The sequence below is a fragment of the Shewanella sp. FeAMO genome (assembly GCF_053653955.1).
This window is the reverse complement of record NZ_CM132201.1, coordinates 4,652,737-4,676,349: the sequence shown is the minus strand read 5'-3', so window position 1 is coordinate 4,676,349 and position 23,613 is coordinate 4,652,737. Positions and strand designations below refer to the sequence as shown.

Here is a 23,613-nt window from a genome sequence, read left to right as displayed (position 1 = left end):
GCAAGCCTACAGCAAGGTTCCGCTCACCAAACGCAGCTGTGAGCGAATCCATTCCAGATCCGGGTCTTGCTGGCCGCTGGGGCTGAGCAGTGTCAGAGTCAGTGGCTCAGTGACATTGAACAGCCGGGTGGTTTCCATTTCCGACAGTTTGCAAAGGTGTAGCAGGGGTTCTTCGCCCAGCAGATCGAATACCGCCTTATAGGGCACCAAAGCCACCGCCTGTGAGGCTTCCAGATAGGCACTCAGGGAGGAGATGCCGGTGATGGTCATCTCGACATTCAAATCCAGATTGTTGATCCGGCAGTAGTCTTCAAATGGGCTCAGGCTGTTGGGACCAAGGCCCAGATCTGTATTGATATAGGGATACTCGGCTATGGTTTCCAGTGTCAGTTCACGGGACAACAGCGGATGATTCTTGTTGCAGATAAGGTAAAGGCTATCCAGCTTTCTCAAGGCTTCTATCTGTAACTTATTGCCGATTGCCAGTAAATCCTGCGGGTAATGGCAACTGCAAAGCCCGGCACTGATGTTGCCGTCTATTATTCCTTGCAATGAGTTGCAGCCCCAGGAGTTCAAATTGATATGCAACTGCTTGTTCTGTTGTTTAATGGCCTGCATCAAGGCTTTTGGGTAGGCGTAGGATATCAGCCCGGGGGTGACCAGCTCGAAGTTTTTGTTTCCAGCCAAGGTTGGGTTTCCAAGATGATTGAAGCCCTTGGCACAGTCGACTATTTCTTTGGCAATAGGGTAAACCTTGGCTGCAAATTCATTTGGAATAAGGCCATACTTCTTTCTTAAAAATAGCTCGTTACCAAAAATAGATCTGGCAGTTTTTAAACAACGGCTTATTTTTGGTGCGGGTACATTTAGAATTTTGGAAACATGTGTTGCAGACTTGTTCTCATATAAGCTAACAAGAATGGAAAGACTAAGAATATCCAGTTTTTCAAAGTCAATATGGTTCATCTGCAATACTCCTTTAGTGGTACCATCGATATCTATATTAACCAGTTTTTTCAGAAAAAATAATTTTATTCGAAGCTATTTTTGATTCTGTATTCTAGATCACTAAATGCTGGGTTTTAGGTTAATTAAAGGTTGTATGTGAGAGGGATTCTCATTACGCCTGCGTATTTCAAATAGTGAAATAGTGTATTTTCAAATATCGTTTTATCTAAATTCAATTTCTTATTTTTAACAGTTTATTTTCTAGAAAATAGCAATGTAGTCAGTGTCTTATGTTTTGTTTTTTAAGTCTTTCTCCGGATGGTTATTTGATGATGATCAAAATTTATATTGCTGTAGATAGTAATAATTCAACTGCGCAATAAGCGCATTAAAAACTAAAAATGATGTTTGGAGGGTTATATGGATACTTCAGTTATTCTAAGTTATGCCTTTATCTACTTCGTGCTTTTTATTGCAGTACCATTCGTGCTGGTGGTATTTGTGATGACATGTATCAAGTTCTTTAAGTCAGACGAAAAAAACGCCGAAGCGATAAAGCTCAAGAATCGGTTCTTTGACAAACAGAGTTTAGACTTTTTTAAATCTCTGAAGTCTTTAACCAATGGTCGATACGAAGTTTGCAGCAATGTAGCTTTGGAGTCAGTGGTTGATATTGACCCACATGCGCCTGCAAGTCACTCACGTCTGGACTATGTATTGATAGATCAGAATTCTTCAGAAATAAAAATGGTAATTTCAGATTTCAGTGATGCTGAAAGTGCCAATTCAAAGAGCCTACTCGAAAAACTCAACGTTCGCCTCATCGATATGAAACGCTCCAATCCCCTGGATGCACAGCATCTTGAGCAGATGTTGACGGCTTAGGCTGCAATAACGGGTGGCGGTGCTGCGCTGCCACCCTTGAGTCCCTGTTAGATCCAATTGAAAGTGAGGACCCGAGATGTCCAGTATTCGATGGCGTGCAATATTAGGCGCGGCCTCTTTGACTTGTTTGTTGGGAGTGAGCGGCGTTGTCTATGCCGAGACCGCGTTGAAAATCAACAGTGATCCCTGTGTGAAGTGCCACAAACGTAATGGCTTAATGCAGGGACACCATGGCCAGGATCAGCTCAATATGAGTTGCAGTACCTGTCATGGCGAAAAAGGAAACCATCCAAGAAAGCCCAATGATTTAAGGGTATTTACTCCTCAGGAAGGGATTGCACCTGTAACCCAGAATGCCACCTGTCTCAAGTGTCACCAGCCGCAGAAATTGGCTGAAAAAGAGTGGACCCACAATGTTCACGCCGACAAGTTGAGCTGCGCCGCCTGCCACAAGCTGCACCCGTTGGACGATCCAATGAAACAAGCAACAGGCAAACAGCACAGTAAGTTGTGCCGCGACTGTCATACGGCCAACTAAGGGGTAAGAGTAATGGAAAATTCCAGAAGACGTTTTTTAAAAGGGGGCTGTGCCCTGATGGCCGGTGCCTCTCTCTATCCATTGAGTGGCAATGAAGCGGTTGCCAGTGCCGATCATGACTCGGGGATCAATTATGCCCTGCTCCATGATGAAACCAAGTGTATTGGTTGTAATGCCTGTAGTGACGCCTGCCGGGAAGTCAACCAGGTACCTGAAGGGGTTTCCCGGTTGGAGATTATTCGCACCGGCCCTTACGGCGAATACCCGAACCAGTTTTATCACTTTAGCCGTAAGTCTTGTCAGCACTGTGAAGATGCGCCTTGTGTCAACGTCTGCCCAACAGGTGCGGCGTTCAAGGACAAGAAAACCGGCATAGTGACGGTCGACGCCTGGAAGTGTGTCGGTTGTCAGTACTGTATCGCGGCTTGCCCCTATCAGGTGCGCTTTATCAACCCTGTTACCAAAGCGGCCGACAAATGCGACTTCTGCCGTGAGACTCAACTCAAGCAGGGTAAACAGCCGGCCTGTGTGGAAGCCTGCCCAACCAAAGCCTTGGTATTCGGTAACCTGAAAGATCCGAGTTCAGAAGTGGTGCAGGTGATTCGGGCCAACCCAACCCAGAGATCCAAGGTCGATCTCGGCACCCGGCCCAAGCTGTTCAAGATTGTGGCCAAACAGGGGGAGATTAAGCTATGAGTCCTTTTCATTTTGATACTTTGGTTTGGCACTGGCCCATTGCGTTTTATTTGTTCTTCGCCGGGGTTTCGGCGGGCGCCATGTTCTTTGCCGTGCTGTTGAAAAACCTTTGTCTGAAGCAGGATGCCTGGCGTTCCGGCTTTGTCCAGGCAGCTTGTCTGGTGGCGCCGATCACTGTGATGGCGGGCTTGGGGATCTTGGTAATCGACCTGACCAAGCCGTTCCATTTCTGGAAGATCCTGGTGTTCTATAACCCCACTTCCGTGATGTCCATCGGGGTGATGATCCTCATGGTTTACATGGTGTTCATGTTTGCCTGGATTGCCATGGTATTTCGTCAACCGATAGATGACTGGTGTGAGCAACGTTTCCCCGTGGTGCTTAAAGTGACAGGCTTTTTGGCCAAGCATGAGCCCAGTTTGACTGGTCTGTTACTGATCTTCTCCCTGGCGCTGGGGGCTTATACCGGCTTCCTGCTGTCGGCTCTGCCCGGTTACCCCATGCTGAAGAATCCAGTATTGCCTCTGCTGTTCCTGATCTCCGGTTTGTCTTCCGGTGCGGCGGCGTCTCTGCTTGGTGGTGTACTGCTCAAGGGTAACCCTGACGGCAAGGAAGTGCACTTTATTCACAAGATAGAGATCCCTCTGATCCTGGTGGAAATTGCGGTGATCTTCACCTTCTTCGCCGGCTTGGTACTCACCGGTGGCCAAAGCAAAGTCGCGGCCTTCAATGCCATAGGGGAAGGTTTCTGGGGCTGGGTGTTCTGGCTGGGGATCCTGGGTTGTGGCCTCTCTATTCCACTGGCCATGAATCTGTTTATGACCGCCACGGCCAAGCGTAAATGGTCTTATGTGGCTGCGACAGCAACCCTGAGTCTGTTGGGGGTCATTTTGCTGCGCCACTTCATCCTGTACACAGGACAAATGACGATTGCTTAACCCCCATAAAAAGGAAAATGTGATGTTGAAAAAAATGCTTCTGATGATGGCTCTTGGTTTCTCCGGTTCACTGCTGGCTGCCCCAATTGCCGATTCCCACACGGAAATGTCCGGCTGCGAAGCCTGCCATAAAGATGGTTCGCCTTCCGCCGACTATGCCTTTGAAAACGAGCAATGTGCTTCCTGTCACGGTGATATGAAGTCGCTCGAAGGCGAGGCTCACAAGAAACATGATGGCGTGCTCAGCTGTACTGACTGTCATACAGCTCACGAAGAAAAAGACCCGGCAGCGGGTTGCAAAGACTGCCACTGATAAGAGGTTAAGGAATGCGGCGGCTTTGCAGTCAATAACAAGCACCGCCGCATCCTGAAGCAGCGTTTTACGTTGCTGACAAGGAAGTGATTGGGCAGGAAGCCACTTTGTTATTGCGCCTTTGACGCATTTCCCGATCCTCCACGGGACTCGCCACCTATTGAGCACGCGGGTGGCTTTTCTTGGTTTTCGTTCACTGGTTATTAATCCACTCGCTCATCACCACATGGGTTTTAATCTTCACTATCTCGGTGTGTGTGTCGATATATTCGCGGATCTCATGCAGCCGCCGCATGGATGGGGTTTTGACAAACACCAGCAGATCCATGTCGCCTGAGATACCATGGCAGGTCACGACTTCCGGAATTGCATGAAACACATGCACCACATCGCTGCAGCGGGGGCACTTATGCTGAATTTCAAAGTAAGCACTCACGGCTTCTTTTTGGGATTCGCTGAGTAGCAGCTGGTAACCGCGGATTACACCGTTTTGCTCGAGCTTCTTGATCCTGTCCGAGACAGCGCTGCGGGACAGCGACACTTCGGCTGCCACATCTGAAATACTCCGACGGGCGTTTTTTTTAAGCGCATTAATGATTGCTTTATCGAACTTATCCATGCTACCTGACGTTTTGAGTGTTTTTTGCTGATTTGCCGTCATTTTGTCGGCCTAAAAGCCGTATTTGACGGAAACGAATGACAGAAAGTCTGCCGGAGAACGACTATACTGGCGCCATTCAAGATACTGATAATTTAGCAGATGAATCAAGTTACAGGAACCATAGGACGCTGGCAGGGCGCCGGCTTAATGGCCACCACATTGTTGGGTACCGGGGTGTTTATTTTGCCGCAGATGACGGTCGCCAAAGCCGGTAGTGGCGCCTTGTTGGCCTGGGCTTTGCTGACCCTGGCCATTATTCCGGTGACCCTGGTGTTTGCCCGTCTGGCCAGTCGTTTCCCTCACGCCGCCGGGCCGGCTTATTTTGTCGAACGAGCCTTTGGCCGTACTCTGGGCCGCACCATAGGCCTGAGCTTTTTGATGGCTGTGCCTATCGGTGCGCCCGCCGCCATTTTGATGACTTTCCAATTCGTTAATGCGCTGGTTCCCGTGTCCGGCTGGGTTCAGGTGGGCTGCGAACTCTTGGTTCTGCTCGGGCTCTGGCTACTCAATCTCAGGGGGATTCAGGTTTCTGCCAAGGCGCAATTTGCCCTGACACTGGGAATTGTGGCCGTGGTGGTAATGATGTTCGGCGCCGGTGGTGCCAAGGCCGGTGAATTGGTGTCTTTGACTGCTCATTCCACTCCCGATTATGACGGCGTGATGCTGGCGATAGGCATCGCCTTCTGGAGTTTCCTCGGTGTGGAGGCCATGACCCACTTGGCCAACGATTTTCGGCGCCCGGATCGGGACTTGATCCCCGCCATGGTGATAGGGGTGATTTTGGTCGGCGCGGTTTATTTGGCCTGTACCTTGCTGTTATTGCTGGTGGAAGTGGATACCAAGGTCGCCATGATAGGCGCATTCGATACCCTGCTCGGCGGATACGGTGCTCAGGTGATAGGTGTGCTGGGTATTGCCAGTGGTCTGGCGGCGGTTAACGTTTATGCCGCCAGTGTATCGCGGCTGCTTTGGAGCTTCAGTACCGAGGGGATATTGCCGGCCTGGTTCCGTGAGCGTAACAGTTATCAGGTACCGGTCAGAGCCTTGTCGGCCGTGCTGGGTGTGATGGGGCTGGTGATAGTGCTGACCTATATTTCAGGCCAACAGCTTGAGCAGCTTATTGCCTGGAGTAACGGGGTCTTTGTGGTGATCTATCTCTTGTCCATGCTGGCAGCCATTCGCTTGCTGAGCAAACGCTACCTGCCTTTGGTACTGCTAAGCTGCGCGCTTTGTGTCTTGCTGGCGTTTGCACTCGGCAGCGCCATGGCTTACGCCCTGGGGTTGCTCTGTGTGCTGGCTGTGTTGTTGACACTGCAACAGCAGTGGCAGAAACGCCAATTGCCGCCGGTGATCCCTATGCAATAAAAGCGTGCAATAAAAGGCGGGTTCAGTCTGAGTTGCCAGTCATGGCCTGGTTGCGCAGCTGGATCAGCTCAGAGTGTTTGAGATACAGCAGGTCGGCACAGCGGCGAATGATCTGGTCTTCGTAGCGGCACAGTTCGCCGTCGGCATAGGCTACACGCCACATCGCCAGGATCAGCTGCTGCTTCTGCTCAAGGGTAAAGCTATCATTGATGGCAGAGGTGAACTCAAACAGTGAGGTGGCATCGTGACGGCTTTGTTTCGCTTCAACTATCAGCTCGGCCGCCGCTTCGGCGGCTATACCCAGCGTTTGTTCCAGAAGTTCGGGTAACAGCTGGGCCTCGGTGCCGGACATCTCCTCATCGGCATAAACCACTTCCAACAACATGCTGGCGGCTGCCAATTCCAGTTGTTTCTGTTGTTCCTGCGGGGATTTACTCTGCTGATGGGCATTCAAAAACTGCTTGAGTTTGGCGATCATAGGCTTCTCTTGTCAGTTGGCTCAGTGTTGGGGTTAACCCTGTTGGCTCTGGGAGTGTCGGGCCGCGCGGTTTGCGGCTTGGGCAGGGTGAAAACCAGCCTTGCCGATGCGCGCTTTAACCGGGCGGCCACATTTTTTAGACGCCATCAGCGGCCGCGGGTTCCCCTTTGATAGTGTGAACCGCTTTACAGCAGTGAGCCCAGCCCCTTGACCAGGAGATCGGCTGTGCCTTCGCCACCGCTACTTTGCAGGTAGTTTTTGACTATATCTATCATGGGCGCAGCCAGCTCTTTGGAGATCCCCAGTTTGGCAAAGGCATCATAGACCATGGCGCTGCCCTGTAGAGAGTTACCCAGGTCGCCGGCTTTTGACAAAAGGCCCGTCATCCCTGAGGTGCCATCCAGCTTGGGCGCTGCGGCCAGCAAGCCATCAATACCGGGAATGCTGTCGGCAATGGGAGAGAAAGATTCTTGCCCCAATGAAGTCTTGGCCAGTCCGAGCAGGCTGCCAAGGCCACCTTCGGCCTGGGTTTGAGTCAGACCCAGCTGTGACATCACGGTGCCAACCAGCTCACTGTTTTGAGTGGCGGTCTGAGTATTGGTGGCCGTATCGGCTTGTGTCTGGGTGTTGCTGGTGAGTTTGTCGAACCAACCGGCCTGCGCTGGGGCCGCCAACAGTGATCCCACGATTACGGCTGCAGTGATATAAGCTTTCATTTCTGCTTTCCTGTGCAAATAAAAGGTCTTCTGGGGCCATATTCTAGTCTTATCTCTGGCGTCGATGCACGGCTTTTGCGTGACAGGCGGTCGTTTTGCTGTATTTCATTTGTGCATTGGCGCGTGAATTTGGGTATCCTTGGCGTCTATCTTGATCCTTTAATTACAACCTTTTTGGGAAAGCTGCATGTCTCTGTCTGCCATCCTGACCGAAGCTTATAACTTCTTCCGTAATCATATCGTTCAGCTGGCGATGCTGACCGTTCCCTTACTACTGTTGCAGGTGGGTATTCAAATGTGGCTCGGTGCCGAGCTGCTAAATGCCGATCCTGAAAATCCGCAGTTCGGCACTCCTCATATGCTGGCAGTGATCGCCTTGATGGTGATCTTCTCAGTGCTTATCGCGGCGTTGACGCTATTTATGGAGCTGCGTACCGAAGGCATGCAGCCCAGTACTGGCCAGGTGTTGAAATCCAGTCTGGCATTTGTGCCTGGGCTGATGTTGGCCGGAGTGTTCTCCGGAATGGCGATCGCGGCGCCGACCATGATCCTGGCGGCCATAGGGCCTATTTGGATCCTGGGGATGGGGATCAGCCTGTATCTGTTTGCCCGCCTGGCCTTTGTTAACTTTATGGTAGTGGTCGAGCGCATGAGCCCGTTGCAGGCTATCAAGGCCAGTTTTGAGTTCAGTAGCGGGCTCACCGGCACGACAATCTTGGTACTGCTGAGCTATTTTCCGCTGCTTCTCATCGGCAGTGTGCTGTCGCAACTGGGACAGGCTGGTGGTATGCCACTGCAGTTGGTAGTGGATACCTTTGTGGCTTTCATTGGTTTGTTCGTCAATGTAGCCTTGTTCCGCCTCTATCGCGTTGCCCGTAAGGGCCGAGCTTGAATCTTCTTTGCTAGCCGCTCAAGCGGCTCTGTGAGGTCAGACTGTGCTGGATGATGTTGCCTTTATAGCCAGTGTGTCGGAAGACTTGGCCCGGGAATACCGGACTGCCAAGCGCTATGTGCAGGACGTGCCAACCCAGGCACTGCTGCATGTTCGCAGCTTTGCCCACAGATTGACTGAGCTGTTGGCCGCACCGGCCAAGCTCAGTTTTGACAGCCCCAACCTTTATGATCGTATCGAACAGCTCAATCGCCAGCGGCTGATCGATGTGCGCATCACCCGGGCGCTGCATAGGCTGAGGGCCGATGGCAACCGCGGCGCCCATCCGGAAAAGTTCCACCTCACAGAAACGCAACTGCTGCAACTGGCTAAAAAGGCCATCGGCGATCTGTTGAAACTGATGGAACTGGCCTACCCCAGGCTGAAGGGCCGGGAAGCGCCAGAGTACCACTTCGATGACTTTGATCTGCAGGCCGGACGCGAGCTCTGCTATCGGGCCGTGATGGAGGATGATGCCGAGGCGCAATATCTGCTGGGTATGGCGCTCAAGAATCGAGCCCTGATTGCCCGTGGCCAGGAACAGGCCCTGCAAGATAAGGCCGACGAACCGCTCACGGGTGACTCGGCGCGAATGCTGGCCAAGGCGGCACACTGGTTTGCCGAGGCGGCGCCAACTGAACCCAAGGCGTTGTTTGAACACGGAGTGGCCCTTATTCATGGCTACAGTGGTGATGTTGATCTTGCTACCGGACAGCAGGCTATTCGCCAAGCCGCTGAGGCCGGCGTGACCGACGCTATGGCGCTCTTGGGCTACTTCTATCTGGTGGGCAGTGGTGAGCTGGCTAAAGATGAAATCGAGGCAGAACGTTTCCTCAGTGCTGCTGCCGCCAACGAACAATCTGAGGCCATGGCCAATCTCGGGGTGCTCTGTTATCAACGCGGCGAGCTGCAACAAGCCTTTGAACACATAACCCGGGCGGCCAGAGCCGGCGATCCCCACGCTCAATACCACCTAGCCCTGATGTTGGCCCGTGGCGAAGGCTGTGAAGCAGACCCAGGTGCCAGTGAACAATGGTTGGCCGAAGCGGCAGAGCAGGGACAACTGGATGCCATGTTGGCGCGGGCGCAGCATATGCTCAACGATGACACCGCATTTGGCTCGGATCTGTCTCAGGCCGAAAGTTATTTAAGACAGGTTATCCGCTATGGCCACAGTGTGACCGCCATGATTGAATTGGCGATAGCCCTGACCGATGGTTGCCTTGGACGTATAGACGTAGTGGAGGCTGTTGCTTGGTTGCGTCTGGCGCGAGAGCGCGCCGATGAGCGTGAACTGGAGGTGATAGGCCCCTTGTGGCAGTCACTGCAACAACAGGTTGAGAATGTATTGCAGCTGAGCCAATCGGCAGATGAGCGGCGTGCCCTGAAACGGGCACAGGAACTGCTCGCCGATTAGTCCGGTTCGTGCTCTATGATACGGCCCCTTGGGCTCAAGCCTGAATCCCGGCACAGGTTGGGATCCAGGTCGTAGAGATCTCTTTGTCTGCCTCTTTGGCGGCATTGGTGAATGCTGGCCAACTGGCGTTTCAAATAGCTGCGGCCAAACAGGCTCAAACACAGGAGTGTCGTTGCCGCCAGGATCAACACCAGGGGCATAAGCAAGAGTGCCAGGCTAAAGGCACTGAGACTCAGCAATGCTCCCGCCAAGGTTCTGGGATTGAGTGGCTGACTCTGCGCAAATTGTCGGTACATCTTTCTTCCTCCGGTCTTTGCTTGGGTCCAAGTGTGACCCCATCCCTGGCTCAGGTCACGTTAAATCTGCTTCATTATTCATCATGTTTAATACGACTTTATTAAGAAAGCGTTAAGAGGCAGGAGTTCCCCGAATAAATAATTATTCATCAACTGTGGTTTAAAACCCAAAAGCCAGAGTTTTTGTTGCAATTTTGACCTGTTTTTCAACTAATTGTGAACTATCACTCAGTCAAATCAGCAGAATATGCGATCATTTCGACAAAGCTGTAGGTCGCTACTCCGATGGTTGTCGGCCTTTTCTCAAATATCGGACCCCGCTGAAGATGAAACTCCGCTCATTGAAACACAAGTTGCTGGTGTGTGTGGTACTGGCATTGACTCTGGTTGTGGCTCTGCTTTCCTGGCAAAGCTACAGCACTCAAAAAACACAACTGTTGCAAGCCAGCCAGCAAGAGTTAAAGCGTATTGGTGATATGCAGGCACAGCGTGTCACCGAGTGGTTGGCGATTCGCACCAACGTGGTTTCATCCTTGCAGGAATATATAAGTGATGACTTTGTGCCTGCACTGCAGCAGGCCAGGGCGGCCGGCAAGCTGGAGTCTGTCTACTTCGGTGGCAGTGACGGCAAAATGCAGGATGCCGATCCCAGCGTGGACAACAGTCATTACGATCCCCGCAGCCGTCCCTGGTACCAGGATGCCATGGCCAAAGGCCGGGCCATTATCACCAAACCCTATATCGACAGTGGCTATGGTATTCAGGTGGTCTCTTTGGCGCAGCCAACCGCCAAAGGGGTGATAGGTGGCGACTTGGCAATTGATACTCTGGTGGCCGAGGTTAACAGCATGGCGATCCCGGCCGCGGGTTTTGCCGTCATGATGCATAACGACGGTACCGTAATCGCTTATAAGGATGGCAGCAAGGCGATGCGTCCGGTTGCCGAAATTGATGATGATCTCGGTGCGGGCATTCTGGCCAACATTCAAAAAACGGCGCAGTTGCAATCCCTGTATTTTGATGCCGATGGTCGGGATAAACTTGTTTGGGCAACGGCCATCCCGGATACTGACTGGCAGCTCTTGCTGCTGCTGGATAAGGCAACGCTTGAAGCACCGCTCGGCAAATTGCTTTGGACCCAGGTTGGCTTGGCGGCGCTTGTGCTGCTGGTGAGCACGGCGGCTATCTCTTGGTTTCTTGGACTCTTGTTGGCTCCGCTTGGGCGGGTATCCCAGGCGCTGGCACGGATTGCCGACGGCAATGGCGATCTGACCCAAAGGATCACGGTCGACAGCAGTGATGAAGTGGCCGAGCTGGCCGACAACTTTAACCGCTTTGTCTCGGCCCAGCATCAACTGATAAGCCATATACGTCAGTTGGCGGCCGAACTGGATCTGGATGCCGAGCGGGGGTTGAATACTACCCAGAGCTCGGTTGTTGAACTGCAAAGGCAGCAGCAGGAAGTAACCATGGTGGCTACCGCAGTTACCGAGATGGCCAGTGCCACTCAGGAGATTGCCGCCAACGCCGAGTTGACCGCTACTGCAGCGCAGCAATCTTCCTGCAGCTCGCAGCAGGGTAAGAGTCTGGTACTGCAGACCCGAGACTCGATACATTCACTGGCCGAGGAAGTAGGCCAAACCACCGAAGTGATCAATGAGCTCAATCGTCATGCCCAGGCTATCAGCGGTATTCTCACCGCAATTCAAGGGGTGGCCGAACAGACCAATCTGTTGGCGTTGAATGCCGCCATCGAGGCTGCACGCGCCGGCGAACAAGGGCGCGGCTTTGCCGTGGTGGCCGATGAAGTGAGGGTTCTGTCTCAGCGTACTCAGGATTCGGCCTCCGAAATCCACGACACCATAGAGGCATTGCAGCAAACCACTGCCAGGGCGGTAGCCTCCATGGAAAACAGCCGCCAGATGGCAGGCCGCAGTGTCGGCGATGCCGAAGAGGCCAGTAAGGCGCTGGAAGAGATAGCCGTTGCAGTGGCGCAGATATCCGATATGGCCGGGCAGATAGCCACGGCGGCGGAAGAGCAGACTCAGGTAACGGGGGAGATTACCCAAAACACCACGGCCATCAAGGACGTTACCGATGAGATCACCACCACCGCCATGGACGACCTTGAGCACGCCAAGGCGCTCAAGGTGCGTGCGACCGATCTCAATGCCAAGGTCGCGACCTTCGTGCTCTAATCACGTTTAACTCAAGACCGCTGCTCAGGCGGTCTTTTTACTGCTCATGCTGTCACCTATCAGCTGCCGCATCCAGCGGTGGCCTGGGTCGTCATTATTGCGCTCATGCCAGAGCAACACATAAGCCATGGGCATAAAGTCTATCGGCAGTGGCAATTGCTGCAGCGAGTAAAGCTTGCAGGCGTGCAGTGCAAAACTGGATGGCAGGGTAAACACCAAGTCACTGTGAGCGCAAATACTGGCAGCACCGTAGAAGTCGGGCACTGTAGCACTGAGGCGGCGATGATGACCGAGATCCGCCAGAAAGTAGTCCAGCGCCCACCAATCATTACCCTCACAACGCACCTGTACATGGGGCAGCGCCAGGTAGGCAGCCAGATCCCAGACCTTGTTTTTTTGAGCTTGCAGCGCCGGGTGCCCTTCGCGCACCAGACACACTTGATGATCCTGAAACAGAGTTTGATACAGGATCCCTTCCGGCAACTGGCTGAAGTGAAAGCTGGAGCTGGGCTGCAGATCCCTTCCCGAAATTCCCAAATCTATCTGCCCCTGCTGCAGTGCCTGCATGGATTTTTCGGTCCAGACATAGGAGTCGAGCCTGACATTAGGGGCGTTGCTGAGCAAGCGACCGATAAAACTGGGCAGCAGAGTTTCATAGGCGCTTTCTACCATGGTGAGCGAAAACTGCCGGTTGCTGCTGGCCGGGGTAAATACGGGAGGTTGGGTCAGTTGATGCAGACTCTGTAAGGCGATAGGCAGATGTTGCGCTAACTGTTCGGCGTGAGCCGTCGGCTTGAGGCCGTGGGCGGTGCGCTGAAACAAAGGATCGCCCAACATGTCGCGCAGGCGGTTGAGGCTCTTGCTCAATGCAGATTGACTCAGGTGCAGCCGATTGGCGGCGCGGGTCACGCTGCGCTCTTCCAGCAGCACCTGCAACATGACCAACAGGTTGAGGTCGATACGGGCCAGATTATCCAGATTCACCCTGATATTCCTCAGAGGAAATTATGTTGTGAGATTATATCATTTCTTTTCATACCACCAGTTCATTAGAATGTGCCCCATCTCAGTTTTCACTCAGGATTGAACGACAACCTATGGCAAAAAACCTCCTGCCTATGCTGATGGCCATGGTGCTGTTAAGCCCACTGGCTATCGATATCTACTTGCCCTCTTTGCCGACTATGGCGATTGAATATGGTGTCAGTGCCGGCGAAGTCCAGTCTACTTTGGTGCTTTTCCTGTTCGCCATGGGGGTAGGGCAGATCCTCATAGGCCCTTTGGCTGACAGATTTGGCCGCAGGCCTGTGGCATTGGGGGGGATTTCTCTCTATGTGCTCAGTGCGCTGTTGGCTGTGGTTGCCATGGAGTTCGAATGGTTACAGATTGCCAGGGTATTGCAGGGGTTGGCAGCTTGCTCCACTTCTATTGTCGTCTTCAGTGCAGTGCGTGACTGTTACGCACCGGCTGAAAGTTCCCGTATCTACAGCTATCTCAACGGCGCGATTTGCGTCATCCCCGCACTGGCGCCAACGCTTGGTGGCGTGATGGCGATGCAATTCGGTTGGCGTTCAACCTTTGGACTGATGGCTGTTTACGGCTTGGTGATCCTGCTGCTGGTGAGTATGCGTTTTCCAGAAACCCGGCCGCAGAATACCGTCAGCAGTGGGCCGCTGTACCGCTGGGGTCGCTATCAGCCTGTATTGGCTGAACGCCACTTCCTGTTTTATGCCTTCTGCTGCATGGCGGGTATGGCCTCAATATTGAGCTATGTGTCCTACGCACCTGTGTGGCTGATTGATCATTTGGGTATGTCAGAGCTGGCATTCAGTGGCCTGTTTGGACTCAACGCCTTGGTGAACATTATTGCCTGTTTTGCCGCGCCAGTGGTCACCAAACGCCTTGGAAATCGCACGACCGTTGTGTTTTCGCTCTGGTTGCTGCTGGCTTCTGCCGCGATGCAACCTGTACTGCAGATCTATGGCCCTCAACAAGGTATGGCTGCCGCCATGAGCTTTATGTTGCCCATGATGTTGCTGTGTGTCGGATTCGCCTTCCTGTTGGGTCCGGCAACCAGTATGGCGTTGGCGGCCTTCGGCGAGCGTGCCGGTACTGCGGCAGCCTTGCTCGGTTGTATTCAGATGAGCGGCGCCTCTTTACTGGCCGGTCTGGTGCAGCAAACCGACCTCAGTGCGCCATTCGCCGTGACCCTGGTGATGGGCAGCCTGTCTATGGTGCTGCTGCTGATCATGGCCCAGCGTCGTTTCAATGCCTGGCATCAGGAGCAGCAGTTTGCGCATCACTGAGTTTTAACAGATTTAAGCATCACCCTTGGCCCGTTGCAGTTGACCGCTGCCGCGGGCATTTTTTTAGTGCCAGGGTGGTGCATGGGGGCAATGCCGGTTGCTGGCAGGGGTTGTGTTACCATAGCTGGCGCTGTGGTAGGTCCGCAGTCTTAAAAGTGTTGAATCTCTGATAGAGAAGACCTATGTCGCGCCCTTACTGTGAACAATGTGGTTACCCGCAAACGGCCTGTGTTTGCGGGGCCGTGTCTGCTATATCTCCACGCAGCCGGCTGTTGGTATTGCAGCATCCCTCCGAGGTGGAACATGCCAAGAACAGCGTGCGTTTATTGCAGTTGGCGGTGCCGAGCACCAGAGTGGTAGTGGGCGAAACCGAGGCGGACTTTGCCGAGCTGAGAGCCGAACTGACAAGGAATAGCATGCCGACTTTCTTACTCTATCCCTCTGATGAGAGTCAGCTATTACAGGCGGCTGAATCATCTGAAGCGGTACGGCTTATCCTGCTGGATGGCACCTGGCGTAAGACCTTGAAAATGTATCGACTTAACCCTTGGTTACAGGCCTTGCCCCAAAAGCATTTGTCACTGACGGCGCCGACAGCGTATCGTATTCGCAAGGCCAGCCGCAGCGATAGCCTGTCGACACTCGAGGCGGCAGCAGCGGCCCTGTCTCAGTTGGAGCCTGGGCTGGATGTGGCGCCTATGCATGGGTTACTGGCTGAGCTGGTGGCGCAGCGGCTGCGACGGATGCCGGCCAAGGTGCGGGAGCGGTATTGAGTAAGCGGTAGCGAAAATTTCGTGTAGATCACGACATTTATAAGCTAATCCGGTTTTAATTAGCGTACATCATCCCTGATGATGGAGTGGGACTGTCGGCTTACCGCTTTTGCAGGGGAGTGGTAGCAGAATGACTCTGTTGCCGGCAGTCCTGTTCACTCCGCTGACTAAAGCTGAAAATGTGCCAGGGCAAACTGTTCTGGATGCAAGGGATAACCGAAAAAGAACCCCTGTGCCAGCCCGTCACCCATCTGCCGCACCATATCATTTTGATCGGCCGTTTCTATTCCCTCGGCAACAAACTTGAGCTCCAGTGCCTGTGACAGCTGCACTATGGCCTGACACAGACGTTTGCCTTTCTGATGCTCCAGCTGTTCGGCAAATTCACCGGCAATTTTCAGCCCATCCAGGGGCAGGCTGCCTAAACGGCTCAGTGATGACAGCCCGGTACCGAAATCATCGAGGACGATTCTGACCCCCAGCTCCCTGAGTTGTTTGAGGGTTTGTTTGGCCTGGCGTGGATGGCCCAGCAGTGCCGATTCTGTGATCTCCAAAATCAGTGCTTCGGCGGGAAGCTGATGATGTTGCAGCGCCGATTTTACCTGCTGGTAAAAGTCCAGGTGCTCCAGTTGCAGCGGCGACACGTTGACCGAAATAATAAAGTCGTTGTCCTGTTGCCGCCAAAGCGCCAGTTGCCGGCAGGCTTGCTCCAACACCCAGTTGCCGACAGTGACTATTAGACCGGTTTCTTCCAGCAAGGGCACGAAATCGGCCGCTTCCAGTAGTTCGTGTGGACTCTTGTGCCAGCGCAGCAGTGCTTCGGCGCCGGCCATGCGGTTATCCTTGAGCCTGACTATGGGTTGGTAAAACAGGCTCAGTTGCCCCAGCCCCAAGGCATGACGCAGATCGCCGAGCAATTTGAGTTTATGTTCGGCGGCCTCACTCATGGAGCTGTCATAGAAATTGATATGGCTGGCGCTGCGTTTGGCACTGTACATGGCGGTGTCGGCCTGGCTCAGCAGCTCGGAGGGATCTATCTCTCGGTCGCCAAACAGGCTGATACCTATACTGGTACCCAGGTAGAATTTCTGTCCTTCCAACTCAAACGGCGTCTCGAACAGGGCCAATATCTGCTGCGCGAAACGGTAGATATCTTCTCTGTCGCGGCAATGCTGTAACACCAAGGTAAATTCATCACCGCCCATGCGGGCTATGTCGGCTCTCTCTATGCAACCGGCTTCCAGCCTGGCGGCGACCAATTGCAGTATTCTGTCACCCATGGAGTGACCAAAGCTGTCGTTGACATGTTTGAAGCCGTTGAGGTCCAGAAACATTAAGGCACCTGTGGTTGGTTTTCCTTGGTTGGCTGCTTCGCGACTGGCGCTGAGGGCCTGGCGCAGTTTGCGCTTCATATGACGACGATTGGGAAGTCCGGTGAGCATGTCGAACATGGCTTGTTCTGTCAGGCGAGACTCCAGTTGCTTGCGCTCGCTGATATCGCTGAAGATGGTGACCAGATAACAACCGGATTCGGTCTGCAACCTGCGACTGCTCTGCCAGGCGGGAAAGTGACTGCCATCGACTCGGGTATGGCTGACCTCGCCCTGCCAGAAGTCCCGCTGCGCCAAGGCGGCGCGGCATTCTCTCTGTTTGGGGTCGTTTGCGGTTTCGAGGATCTGCAGTTGCTGGCCTATCAATTGTGCCTGGCTGAAACCGCAAAGGCGGCAGAGGGCCCGATTGACTGCGAGGATTTTGCCCGAGGTATCACTGATGACTACGGCTTCGGCACTTTCTTCAAGAATGCCCGCCAATACGCTGCGGGGCAGCAAGCCAAATACGTCCTGAGCTTCACCTCTGGGGCCCAGGCGACGATCCAAGGCTTCGAAACGCACCAAGATCATCCTGTTACTGTCTATTCTGACTGGTTCCAGGTAGAGGCGGGTTGGCAGTTCTTTGCCGTGGCGATTGAGATGCAGCCACTCCTGCACCTGGGACTTAGCCGTAGCGGCCTGCAGTAGTTTTTTCGCCAACTCTATGCTGCTCTGGCCGCCCAATTGCAGTCTGGGGGCAAAGTCATAGAGAGTGGCATCGAGAATTTCCTGGTGGACACAGGCGAAGTAATCCAGCGCGGCCTGGTTGGCTGCGAAAATTTTACTCCCTCTGAACAGTGCCAGAGGTGTCGAGTGTGGATCGCTGCGCCAGAGTTGCAACTGGGGGCCAAGCTTTGTGTCGGCCACCAGACTCTGCAGCAGTTGTGTCCATCGGATCATCCAGGATACTCCCTTGTCGTTCTCCCGCTGAGAACCACTTCCCTTTGTCAATACTTCAATCCTTTGGTTTTAAAACTAAACAGATCTACTCTGTGGCTCAATCAAAATTTCGTTTTGTTGCTAAAAATGTTCATTATCGGTCAAACTGGTGAAAAAATGTGTGATAGTCCTTGGAAGATGGATTTTTGTTCTCTCTCATGCAGGAGTGAATTATGGCGAGATTAATACTGTTACTGAGTTGGCTGCTGGCCTTTGGCGTGAGTGCGGCCGATTTGACTCAACTGAGTGAAAAAGCCAGTGAAGATGCCCGGCGTCTGGAGCAGGAACAACTGGAAAAAGCCAGGGCCGCAGCCAAGGAAACTGCCGAGCGGGAACAGAAGGTGCTCAAACGCCAGCAATCCGGTGAATGGCAGGAGGAGCAAAGGCTAAAAGCCAGTAAACAGTTTGATGAGAGGGCGCAGCGGGAACAGAAATATTTGCAGGAAGCCAAAGAGGCGGCGGCCAAAGAACGCAAGATCGAAGAGCCCAAGATGAAGAAGCTGAAACAGAAGCAGATAGAACCTTAAGCCAGAGCTGCACTTCAGCCCCCAAGTTAAAGTGCTTGCCGTCCAAACCATTCAGACTAACAGGGAGATGTTATGAAATCTTTTGTCTCGGGACTGAGCCTGGTTCCTGCCTGGTTGTTGCCATTTGCCGTATTCGCTGCCGACCCTACTGTGCTGGCGCAGCAGCAAGCCGCCAAGTTGGAGCCAAAAGTGATTGAATGGCGGCGGGATCTGCATAGGCACCCTGAGTTGTCCAACCGTGAGTTTCGCACGGCCGCCAAGGTCAGTGAGCACCTGCAATCTTTGGGATTGGAAGTACAGACTGGAGTGGCTCATACCGGTGTCGTTGCCTTGCTCAAGGGCGATTATCCCGGGCCCTTGATCGCTCTTCGGGCCGACATGGACGCCTTACCTGTTACTGAAGCTGTGGATCTTCCCTTTGCCTCCAAGGTTAAGGCCGACTACCGTGGGCAAGAGGTGGGTGTCATGCATGCCTGTGGTCACGATACCCACGTGGCTATCTTGATGGGGGTGGCCGAAGCCCTGAGCAACTTGCGATCTCAGCTTCATGGTGAGGTGATGTTTATTTTCCAACCGGCGGAGGAGGGAGCGCCTGAAGGGGAAGAAGGCGGCGCCGAGTTGATGCTGAAGCAGGGGCTGTTTGCCGCCAAACCTGAACGTGTTTTTGGGCTGCATGTAACCTCGAATCTCCCAACAGGCATGATAGGGCTCAGGGGCGGGCCAACCATGGCCAGTGAAGACTCTTTCAGTATCCAGGTTAAAGGACGTCAAACCCATGGCTCCCGTCCCTGGAATGGCGCCGACCCCATAGTGGCCGCGGCACAAATTGTCGGTGCCTCGCAAACCATTATCAGCCGCCGCACGGATTTGACTGCCGGCCCCGCAGTATTGAGCTTTGGTGCCATCAACGGCGGGATACGTTCGAATATCATTCCCGATGAGGTTGAGCTTATCGGCACCATCAGAACCTTTGATCAGCCGAGCCGGGCCAATATCAAACGGCAACTGAGCAAGACCGCCGAAATGATAGCGCAAGCCAATGGCACTGAGGCGAAGACAGAGATAGTCCAAGGCTATCCTGTGCTGGTGAACAGTGCTGAATTGGTGGCTGAAGTCAGGCCCTTGCTGGAGCAATTGGTCGGCAAGGGGAGGCTGGTGGAACCCGGGCTTATCACAGGGGCTGAGGACTTTGCTTTCTACGCGCAAGAAACCCCGGGGGTTTTCTTCTTTCTTGGGGTAACTCCTGAGGGGACTGACCCGGCAACGGCGGCCAGCAATCACTCCCCCTATTTCTATGCCGATGAAGCAGCGTTCAAGACGGGGGTAGAGGCGTTGACCACACTGGCACTCACCAGCTTAAGCGGCAAATAAACCGTACGGGATAAAGCATTTTGCTTACAAAATCTGACAATTCCGCATCACTTGTTACTTGATTTACAGTGCTTTTTTACCCGATATTGGATCTTTTGAAATCAGCAATCAGCCAAGGAGCGACCCAATGAAGCGTACGCTGACCGCCCTGCTGATGTCAGCCAGCCTTCTTGGTGCGGCGACAACACAGGCGACCACGGCCGAAGATATTCAGAGTTTTACCCTGAATAACGGCATGAAAATCATGGTATTGGAGGATTCATCCATTCCCAATGCCAACATGTATCTGTTTTGGAAGGTGGGTTCACGCAACGAGGTGCCCGGGATCACAGGGATCTCCCACTTCTTCGAGCATATGATGTTCAATGGCTCCAAGAAATACGGCCCTAAGATGTTTGACCGCACCATGGAAGCGGCCGGTGGCGCCAACAACGCCTACACTACTGAAAACGTGACCGTTTATACCGACTGGTTCCCTTCCAATGCGCTGGAAACCATTTTTGATCTGGAAGCCGATCGGATTGCGGCGTTGGATATCAATGCCGAGATGGTAGAGAGTGAGCGCGGCGTAGTTGCCTCCGAGCGTACCACAGGGCTGGAAAACTCCAACTGGCGTACCCTGCAGGAAGAGGTAAAAGGTGTGGCCTTCAGGGCGCATCCCTATAGCTGGTCTGTGATTGGCCATGAATCTGATATTGCGGCCTGGACCTTGGAAGATCTGGTGCAGTATCACAAGACCTACTATGCCCCCAACAATGCGGTTGTGGTGATTGCCGGTGACGTTAAGCTGGCCGAGGTCAAGCGTCTGGCCCAGCGTTACTTTGGCCCTATCCCGGCGCAAGAGCCACCCAAGGCGGTGAAGACAGTCGAGCCGCTGCAAAAAGGGGAACGACGGGTCTTCGTCAAGAAGGAGTCTGTCAGCACGCCCAATATCATGCTGGCCTATCACGTACCGGCCACCACCAATAAAGACTATTACGCGCTGGATCTGCTGACCTCGATTCTGAGTGAAGGCAACAGCTCGCGCCTCTACAAGGCTTTGGTGGACAAGCAGTTGGCGATTGCCGCCGAGACTTATATGCCCATGTCTTTTGACCCCAACCTGTTGTACATCCTTGGGGTGGCGGCCACAGGTGTCAGCGCCACCACTCTGGAGCAGGCATTGATCGAAGAGGTCAACCGTATTGCCCGTGACGGTGTTAAGGTTGAAGAGTTGGAAAAAGCCAAAAATATCAAGCTGATGGATTTCTATCGCAGTATGGAAACCATCAATGGCAAGGCCAACACCCTGGGCACCTACGAACTTTATTTCGGTAGCTTCGACAAGCTGTTCCAGGCACCGGATGCCTATAATCAGGTCACAGTGGCCGACATTCAAAGGGTGGCAGAAACATACCTGCGCCGTGCCAACCGCACTGTGGGGGTACTGGCTGCACAAGAGGAGGCGGATCAATGAGCAAGGTTTTTTCTCTCAAGGCCTCTCTGGGCGCCGTGGCCATTGCCGCAGCCTTGATGGTTTCAGGTTGTCAGTCTACCCAGGTGAAGGTGAGCCAGGATACCGGCCACTTTGTACTGCCAACATATGAAAGAGTCACTCTGGATAACGGCCTGACGCTGATGCTGATGCCGCAGAAAGAGGTGCCGCTGATCACCCTGAACGCCGTGGTGAAAGTCGGCAGCGTCAATGACACCACAGCCGGTGTGGCAGAGGTGACGGCTCAGGGCTTGTTGCTTGGCGCCGCCGGTCGCACCAAGGCCAGCATAGAGCAGGAGGTGGACTTTCTCGGTGCCAGTCTGAATGCCGATGCCGGCCGTGAGGGCAGTTACCTCAGCGCCGATTTTATGGCCAAAGATGCCGATACCATGCTGGGATTGTTTGCCGATGTGCTGACCCGTCCCGACTTTGATGCCACCGAGTTTGATAAGCTCAAGAGTCGCAGAGTCGCCGAGCTGGCGCAGGAGAAAGAGAGTCCCAAGTCCGTGATTGGGCGCTACTTCAACAAGTTGGTCTTCGGTCAGCATCCTTATGGCAATGCCACTTCGGGAACCAGCGAGTCTGTGTCCCAGTTGACGGTCAACCAGCTGAGAGCCTTCCACAAGGGCTACTATCAACCGGCCAATACCGCTATCAGCGTGGTGGGCGATTTCGACCCGGCGCAGATGAAGGCCAAGCTGCAGGCGGCATTCGGTCAATGGAGCAACAGTGAATCGCTGCGTGCCGTTGACCTCAAGCAGGGGCTGCCGACTCTGTCTGCCAGCCGAGTCTTGCTGGTGGATAAGTCGGACGCGATAGAGACCACCTTCACCATAGGTGGCCTGGGTGTGACTCAGGATAACCCTGACTATGTGGGCCTGACTGTGGTCAACACCATACTCGGTGGCCGTTTTACCTCCTGGCTCAACGATGAGCTGAGGGTGAATGCCGGTTTGACCTATGGCGCGCGCTCGGGTTTCGTTCCCTATCGTGACTCAGGGGTGTTTATGATCAGTACTTTCACCAAGTCGGCTACTACAGAGGAAGCCATTGACTTGGCACTCAAGACCTACAGCCGCCTGTGGCAGAAAGGGATAGATCAGCAGACTCTGGATTCAGCCAAGGCCTACGTCAAAGGCCAGTTCCCGCCCAAGTTTGAAACCAGCGGCCAGTTGGCCGGTCTGCTGTCAGACATGTACCTGTACGGTTTTGATGAGTCCTATATCAATCAATTCCAGCAACGGGTGGATGGACTGACTCTGGCGCAGACCAAGCAGTTGGTCGATAGCTACTTCCCCAAGGATAAGTTGCAGATGGTGCTGATTGGCAGCGGCGACAAGATAGCCCCGATAGCGGCCAAGTATGGCGAGGTGACCCGGGTCGATATCAAGGATGTCGGTTTCGGCGGTTAACCCGACCAACTTAATCAGACAGCCACCTCAATTGAGGTGGCTTTTTATATCATTCTGCATACGCGCTTTTACTTTGGGGCTTGAACTTCACACAAGTTCAGCCTGCGTTTGTCGTTCACGACAAACAGCCTGTCATCCATAAAGCTGACCTGAGCCTTGGCCGGTTTGATGTCACCGAGACTTTGAACCTGGGTTAGTGCCAGTTCAAAGGCGCTTTGATCCTCGGCCAGTGGATGACACTCGAAGCGATTGTTGCCCTTGGTTCTTAACCACAGCTGTGGCCCACAATTGCTGAAACGGGCGCTGCCGGGCGCCAGAAGGCGAGACGACTGCAAGAGCAGATCTTTTTCCTGACCACTGCCGAGCATTTTGGAAAGCTTGCCAAAGAGGCTGTCCGGCAGGCCATATCTGTACTCTGCCAATATTGTCTCTTGACTGTCCGCTGCAGACTGCCCCTGACAGAGGCAGAAAATCTGCCTGTCACAGACCTGGATCTCTTCCAGCCAGTGTGGGCTGCCCGGCTTTAAGGCGGTGAGCTCAGGTTCGTCCGGCTCCTTGTATCTGTTGACCAAGTGACACTGATCATCCTTGATAAATAACCAGGAAATGGCTCGGCCCTTACGGGTATTGGGGGAACTCATTCGCAGCAGCAGTTGATTGTCATCCAGCGGGCAAAGCTGCAATGGCAGAAAGTGGAAGTGTTGCTGCTCCACAGTCATGGAAAGCACATCCGGATTGGCAAAGGGGTAGTGCTGCGCCTTATCTTCTGTCAGCGAATCCCAGATCCAGAGCCCGGTTTCATCCACCAAGGTGAGTTGTTGATGCCAGAGGCAGACCTGGGGATGCCCCTTAAATTGGGTGAGATCCAGCAGCAAGCTGGGGGAGTCCGCCTCGGTAGGCCAAATGGCCAGCAGCGGCTTACGCTCTGACTCGTCCCACAGCGTCAGCGCCAATAACTGCGGTGCCAGGAAGCGTGCGGCCTCCAGCAACCAGCCTTTGTGGTTGAAATCCCACTCTCTGATGATACGGCTCTTGAGTCTGTGCATGAGATCTCCGGCAAT

At 53.6% G+C, this 23,613-nt stretch carries 23 protein-coding genes; 15 read left to right on the top strand and 8 right to left on the bottom strand.

Features of this window, described 5'->3' with window-relative positions:
• Window positions 1-6: 6 nt before the first annotated feature.
• Window positions 7-687, bottom strand: coding sequence for a LysR family transcriptional regulator substrate-binding protein (locus ACWAU4_RS20905; RefSeq protein WP_157771182.1), 681 nt, complete (start codon window positions 685-687; stop codon window positions 7-9).
• A 681-nt stretch (window positions 688-1,368) separates the two neighbouring features.
• On the opposite strand from ACWAU4_RS20905, the gene ACWAU4_RS20900 reads away from it, so the two are divergent.
• The 5 genes from ACWAU4_RS20900 (at window position 1,369) to ACWAU4_RS20880 (ending at window position 4,318) form a co-directional block, all read left to right on the top strand.
• Entirely contained in the window at window positions 1,369-1,833 is a 465-nt protein-coding gene (locus tag ACWAU4_RS20900) for a hypothetical protein (RefSeq protein ID WP_025010743.1), read from the top strand.
• Window positions 1,834-1,909: 76 nt separating this feature from the next.
• Complete coding sequence (locus ACWAU4_RS20895; RefSeq protein WP_025888903.1) at window positions 1,910-2,371, top strand: nitrite reductase; 462 nt, start codon at window positions 1,910-1,912, stop codon at window positions 2,369-2,371.
• Window positions 2,372-2,383: 12 nt separating this feature from the next.
• Entirely contained in the window at window positions 2,384-3,067 is a 684-nt protein-coding gene (locus ACWAU4_RS20890; RefSeq protein WP_144218619.1) for a 4Fe-4S dicluster domain-containing protein, read from the top strand.
• The gene (nrfD, locus tag ACWAU4_RS20885; protein ID WP_028780006.1) at window positions 3,064-4,005 is read left to right on the top strand and encodes a cytochrome c nitrite reductase subunit NrfD; all 942 of its coding nucleotides are present in this window, start codon (window positions 3,064-3,066) and stop codon (window positions 4,003-4,005) included. Before ACWAU4_RS20890 ends, nrfD begins: the two co-directional genes overlap by 4 nt.
• 22 nt (window positions 4,006-4,027) lie before the next feature.
• Window positions 4,028-4,318 carry a cytochrome c3 family protein gene (locus ACWAU4_RS20880; RefSeq protein WP_025010747.1) on the top strand — a complete coding sequence of 97 codons (291 nt, stop codon included), beginning with the start codon at window positions 4,028-4,030 and terminating at the stop codon, window positions 4,316-4,318.
• A 193-nt stretch (window positions 4,319-4,511) separates the two neighbouring features.
• On the opposite strand, the gene ACWAU4_RS20875 is transcribed toward ACWAU4_RS20880, so the two are convergent.
• Window positions 4,512-4,937 carry an Lrp/AsnC family transcriptional regulator gene (locus ACWAU4_RS20875; protein ID WP_028780007.1) on the bottom strand — a complete coding sequence of 142 codons (426 nt, stop codon included), beginning with the start codon at window positions 4,935-4,937 and terminating at the stop codon, window positions 4,512-4,514.
• 141 nt (window positions 4,938-5,078) lie between these two features.
• On the opposite strand from ACWAU4_RS20875, the gene yjeH reads away from it, so the two are divergent.
• Complete coding sequence (yjeH, locus tag ACWAU4_RS20870; RefSeq protein WP_028780008.1) at window positions 5,079-6,344, top strand: L-methionine/branched-chain amino acid transporter; 1,266 nt, start codon at window positions 5,079-5,081, stop codon at window positions 6,342-6,344.
• 22 nt (window positions 6,345-6,366) lie between these two features.
• Here the strand turns inward: yjeH and ACWAU4_RS20865 are convergent, their stop codons facing one another.
• Entirely contained in the window at window positions 6,367-6,822 is a 456-nt protein-coding gene (locus ACWAU4_RS20865) for a tellurite resistance TerB family protein (RefSeq protein ID WP_028780009.1), read from the bottom strand.
• Window positions 6,823-7,007: 185 nt separating this feature from the next.
• Window positions 7,008-7,538, bottom strand: coding sequence for a DUF2780 domain-containing protein (locus ACWAU4_RS20860; RefSeq protein ID WP_096142126.1), 531 nt, complete (start codon window positions 7,536-7,538; stop codon window positions 7,008-7,010).
• Between the two features lie 187 nt (window positions 7,539-7,725).
• Here ACWAU4_RS20860 and ACWAU4_RS20855 point away from each other — a divergent pair, with 187 nt between their 5' ends.
• Together ACWAU4_RS20855 and ACWAU4_RS20850 are read left to right on the top strand one after the other, a co-directional pair.
• Window positions 7,726-8,430, top strand: coding sequence for a hypothetical protein (locus ACWAU4_RS20855; RefSeq protein ID WP_025888906.1), 705 nt, complete (start codon window positions 7,726-7,728; stop codon window positions 8,428-8,430).
• Window positions 8,431-8,473: 43 nt separating this feature from the next.
• On the top strand, window positions 8,474-9,886 hold the full coding sequence (locus tag ACWAU4_RS20850; RefSeq protein ID WP_101059620.1) for a tetratricopeptide repeat protein: 1,413 nt from the start codon (window positions 8,474-8,476) through the stop codon (window positions 9,884-9,886).
• On the opposite strand, the gene ACWAU4_RS20845 is transcribed toward ACWAU4_RS20850, so the two are convergent.
• Window positions 9,883-10,182: a hypothetical protein gene (locus tag ACWAU4_RS20845; RefSeq protein ID WP_025010750.1), complete on the bottom strand. Its 300-nt coding sequence runs from the start codon at window positions 10,180-10,182 to the stop codon at window positions 9,883-9,885. The two genes, ACWAU4_RS20850 and ACWAU4_RS20845, sit on opposite strands and share 4 nt — an antisense overlap.
• Before the next feature lie 326 nt (window positions 10,183-10,508).
• On the opposite strand from ACWAU4_RS20845, the gene ACWAU4_RS20840 reads away from it, so the two are divergent.
• Complete coding sequence (locus tag ACWAU4_RS20840; RefSeq protein ID WP_345852958.1) at window positions 10,509-12,380, top strand: methyl-accepting chemotaxis protein; 1,872 nt, start codon at window positions 10,509-10,511, stop codon at window positions 12,378-12,380.
• 24 nt (window positions 12,381-12,404) lie between these two features.
• On the opposite strand, the gene ACWAU4_RS20835 is transcribed toward ACWAU4_RS20840, so the two are convergent.
• On the bottom strand, window positions 12,405-13,364 hold the full coding sequence (locus tag ACWAU4_RS20835) for a LysR family transcriptional regulator (protein ID WP_025888907.1): 960 nt from the start codon (window positions 13,362-13,364) through the stop codon (window positions 12,405-12,407).
• Window positions 13,365-13,477: 113 nt separating this feature from the next.
• Here ACWAU4_RS20835 and ACWAU4_RS20830 point away from each other — a divergent pair, with 113 nt between their 5' ends.
• The gene (locus ACWAU4_RS20830; protein ID WP_096142123.1) at window positions 13,478-14,686 is read left to right on the top strand and encodes a multidrug effflux MFS transporter; all 1,209 of its coding nucleotides are present in this window, start codon (window positions 13,478-13,480) and stop codon (window positions 14,684-14,686) included.
• Between the two features lie 182 nt (window positions 14,687-14,868).
• Window positions 14,869-15,459 carry a tRNA-uridine aminocarboxypropyltransferase gene (locus tag ACWAU4_RS20825; protein ID WP_025010752.1) on the top strand — a complete coding sequence of 197 codons (591 nt, stop codon included), beginning with the start codon at window positions 14,869-14,871 and terminating at the stop codon, window positions 15,457-15,459.
• Window positions 15,460-15,626: 167 nt separating this feature from the next.
• Here the strand turns inward: ACWAU4_RS20825 and ACWAU4_RS20820 are convergent, their stop codons facing one another.
• On the bottom strand, window positions 15,627-17,729 hold the full coding sequence (locus ACWAU4_RS20820) for a putative bifunctional diguanylate cyclase/phosphodiesterase (RefSeq protein ID WP_071238005.1): 2,103 nt from the start codon (window positions 17,727-17,729) through the stop codon (window positions 15,627-15,629).
• A 212-nt stretch (window positions 17,730-17,941) separates the two neighbouring features.
• Between ACWAU4_RS20820 and ACWAU4_RS20815 the strand changes: the two genes are divergently transcribed.
• From ACWAU4_RS20815 to ACWAU4_RS20800, 4 genes are all read left to right on the top strand, one after another.
• Window positions 17,942-18,295: a hypothetical protein gene (locus tag ACWAU4_RS20815; protein WP_025888910.1), complete on the top strand. Its 354-nt coding sequence runs from the start codon at window positions 17,942-17,944 to the stop codon at window positions 18,293-18,295.
• A gap of 72 nt (window positions 18,296-18,367) precedes the next feature.
• Window positions 18,368-19,666: an amidohydrolase gene (locus tag ACWAU4_RS20810; protein ID WP_107005796.1), complete on the top strand. Its 1,299-nt coding sequence runs from the start codon at window positions 18,368-18,370 to the stop codon at window positions 19,664-19,666.
• A gap of 127 nt (window positions 19,667-19,793) precedes the next feature.
• Entirely contained in the window at window positions 19,794-21,122 is a 1,329-nt protein-coding gene (locus ACWAU4_RS20805) for a M16 family metallopeptidase (RefSeq protein ID WP_208125249.1), read from the top strand.
• 56 nt (window positions 21,123-21,178) lie between these two features.
• A complete protein-coding gene (locus tag ACWAU4_RS20800; protein WP_392464443.1) occupies window positions 21,179-22,552 on the top strand; it encodes a M16 family metallopeptidase in 1,374 nt (457 codons plus the stop codon).
• Between the two features lie 68 nt (window positions 22,553-22,620).
• On the opposite strand, the gene ACWAU4_RS20795 is transcribed toward ACWAU4_RS20800, so the two are convergent.
• On the bottom strand, window positions 22,621-23,598 hold the full coding sequence (locus ACWAU4_RS20795) for a hypothetical protein (protein ID WP_208125247.1): 978 nt from the start codon (window positions 23,596-23,598) through the stop codon (window positions 22,621-22,623).
• Window positions 23,599-23,613: the final 15 nt, after the last annotated feature.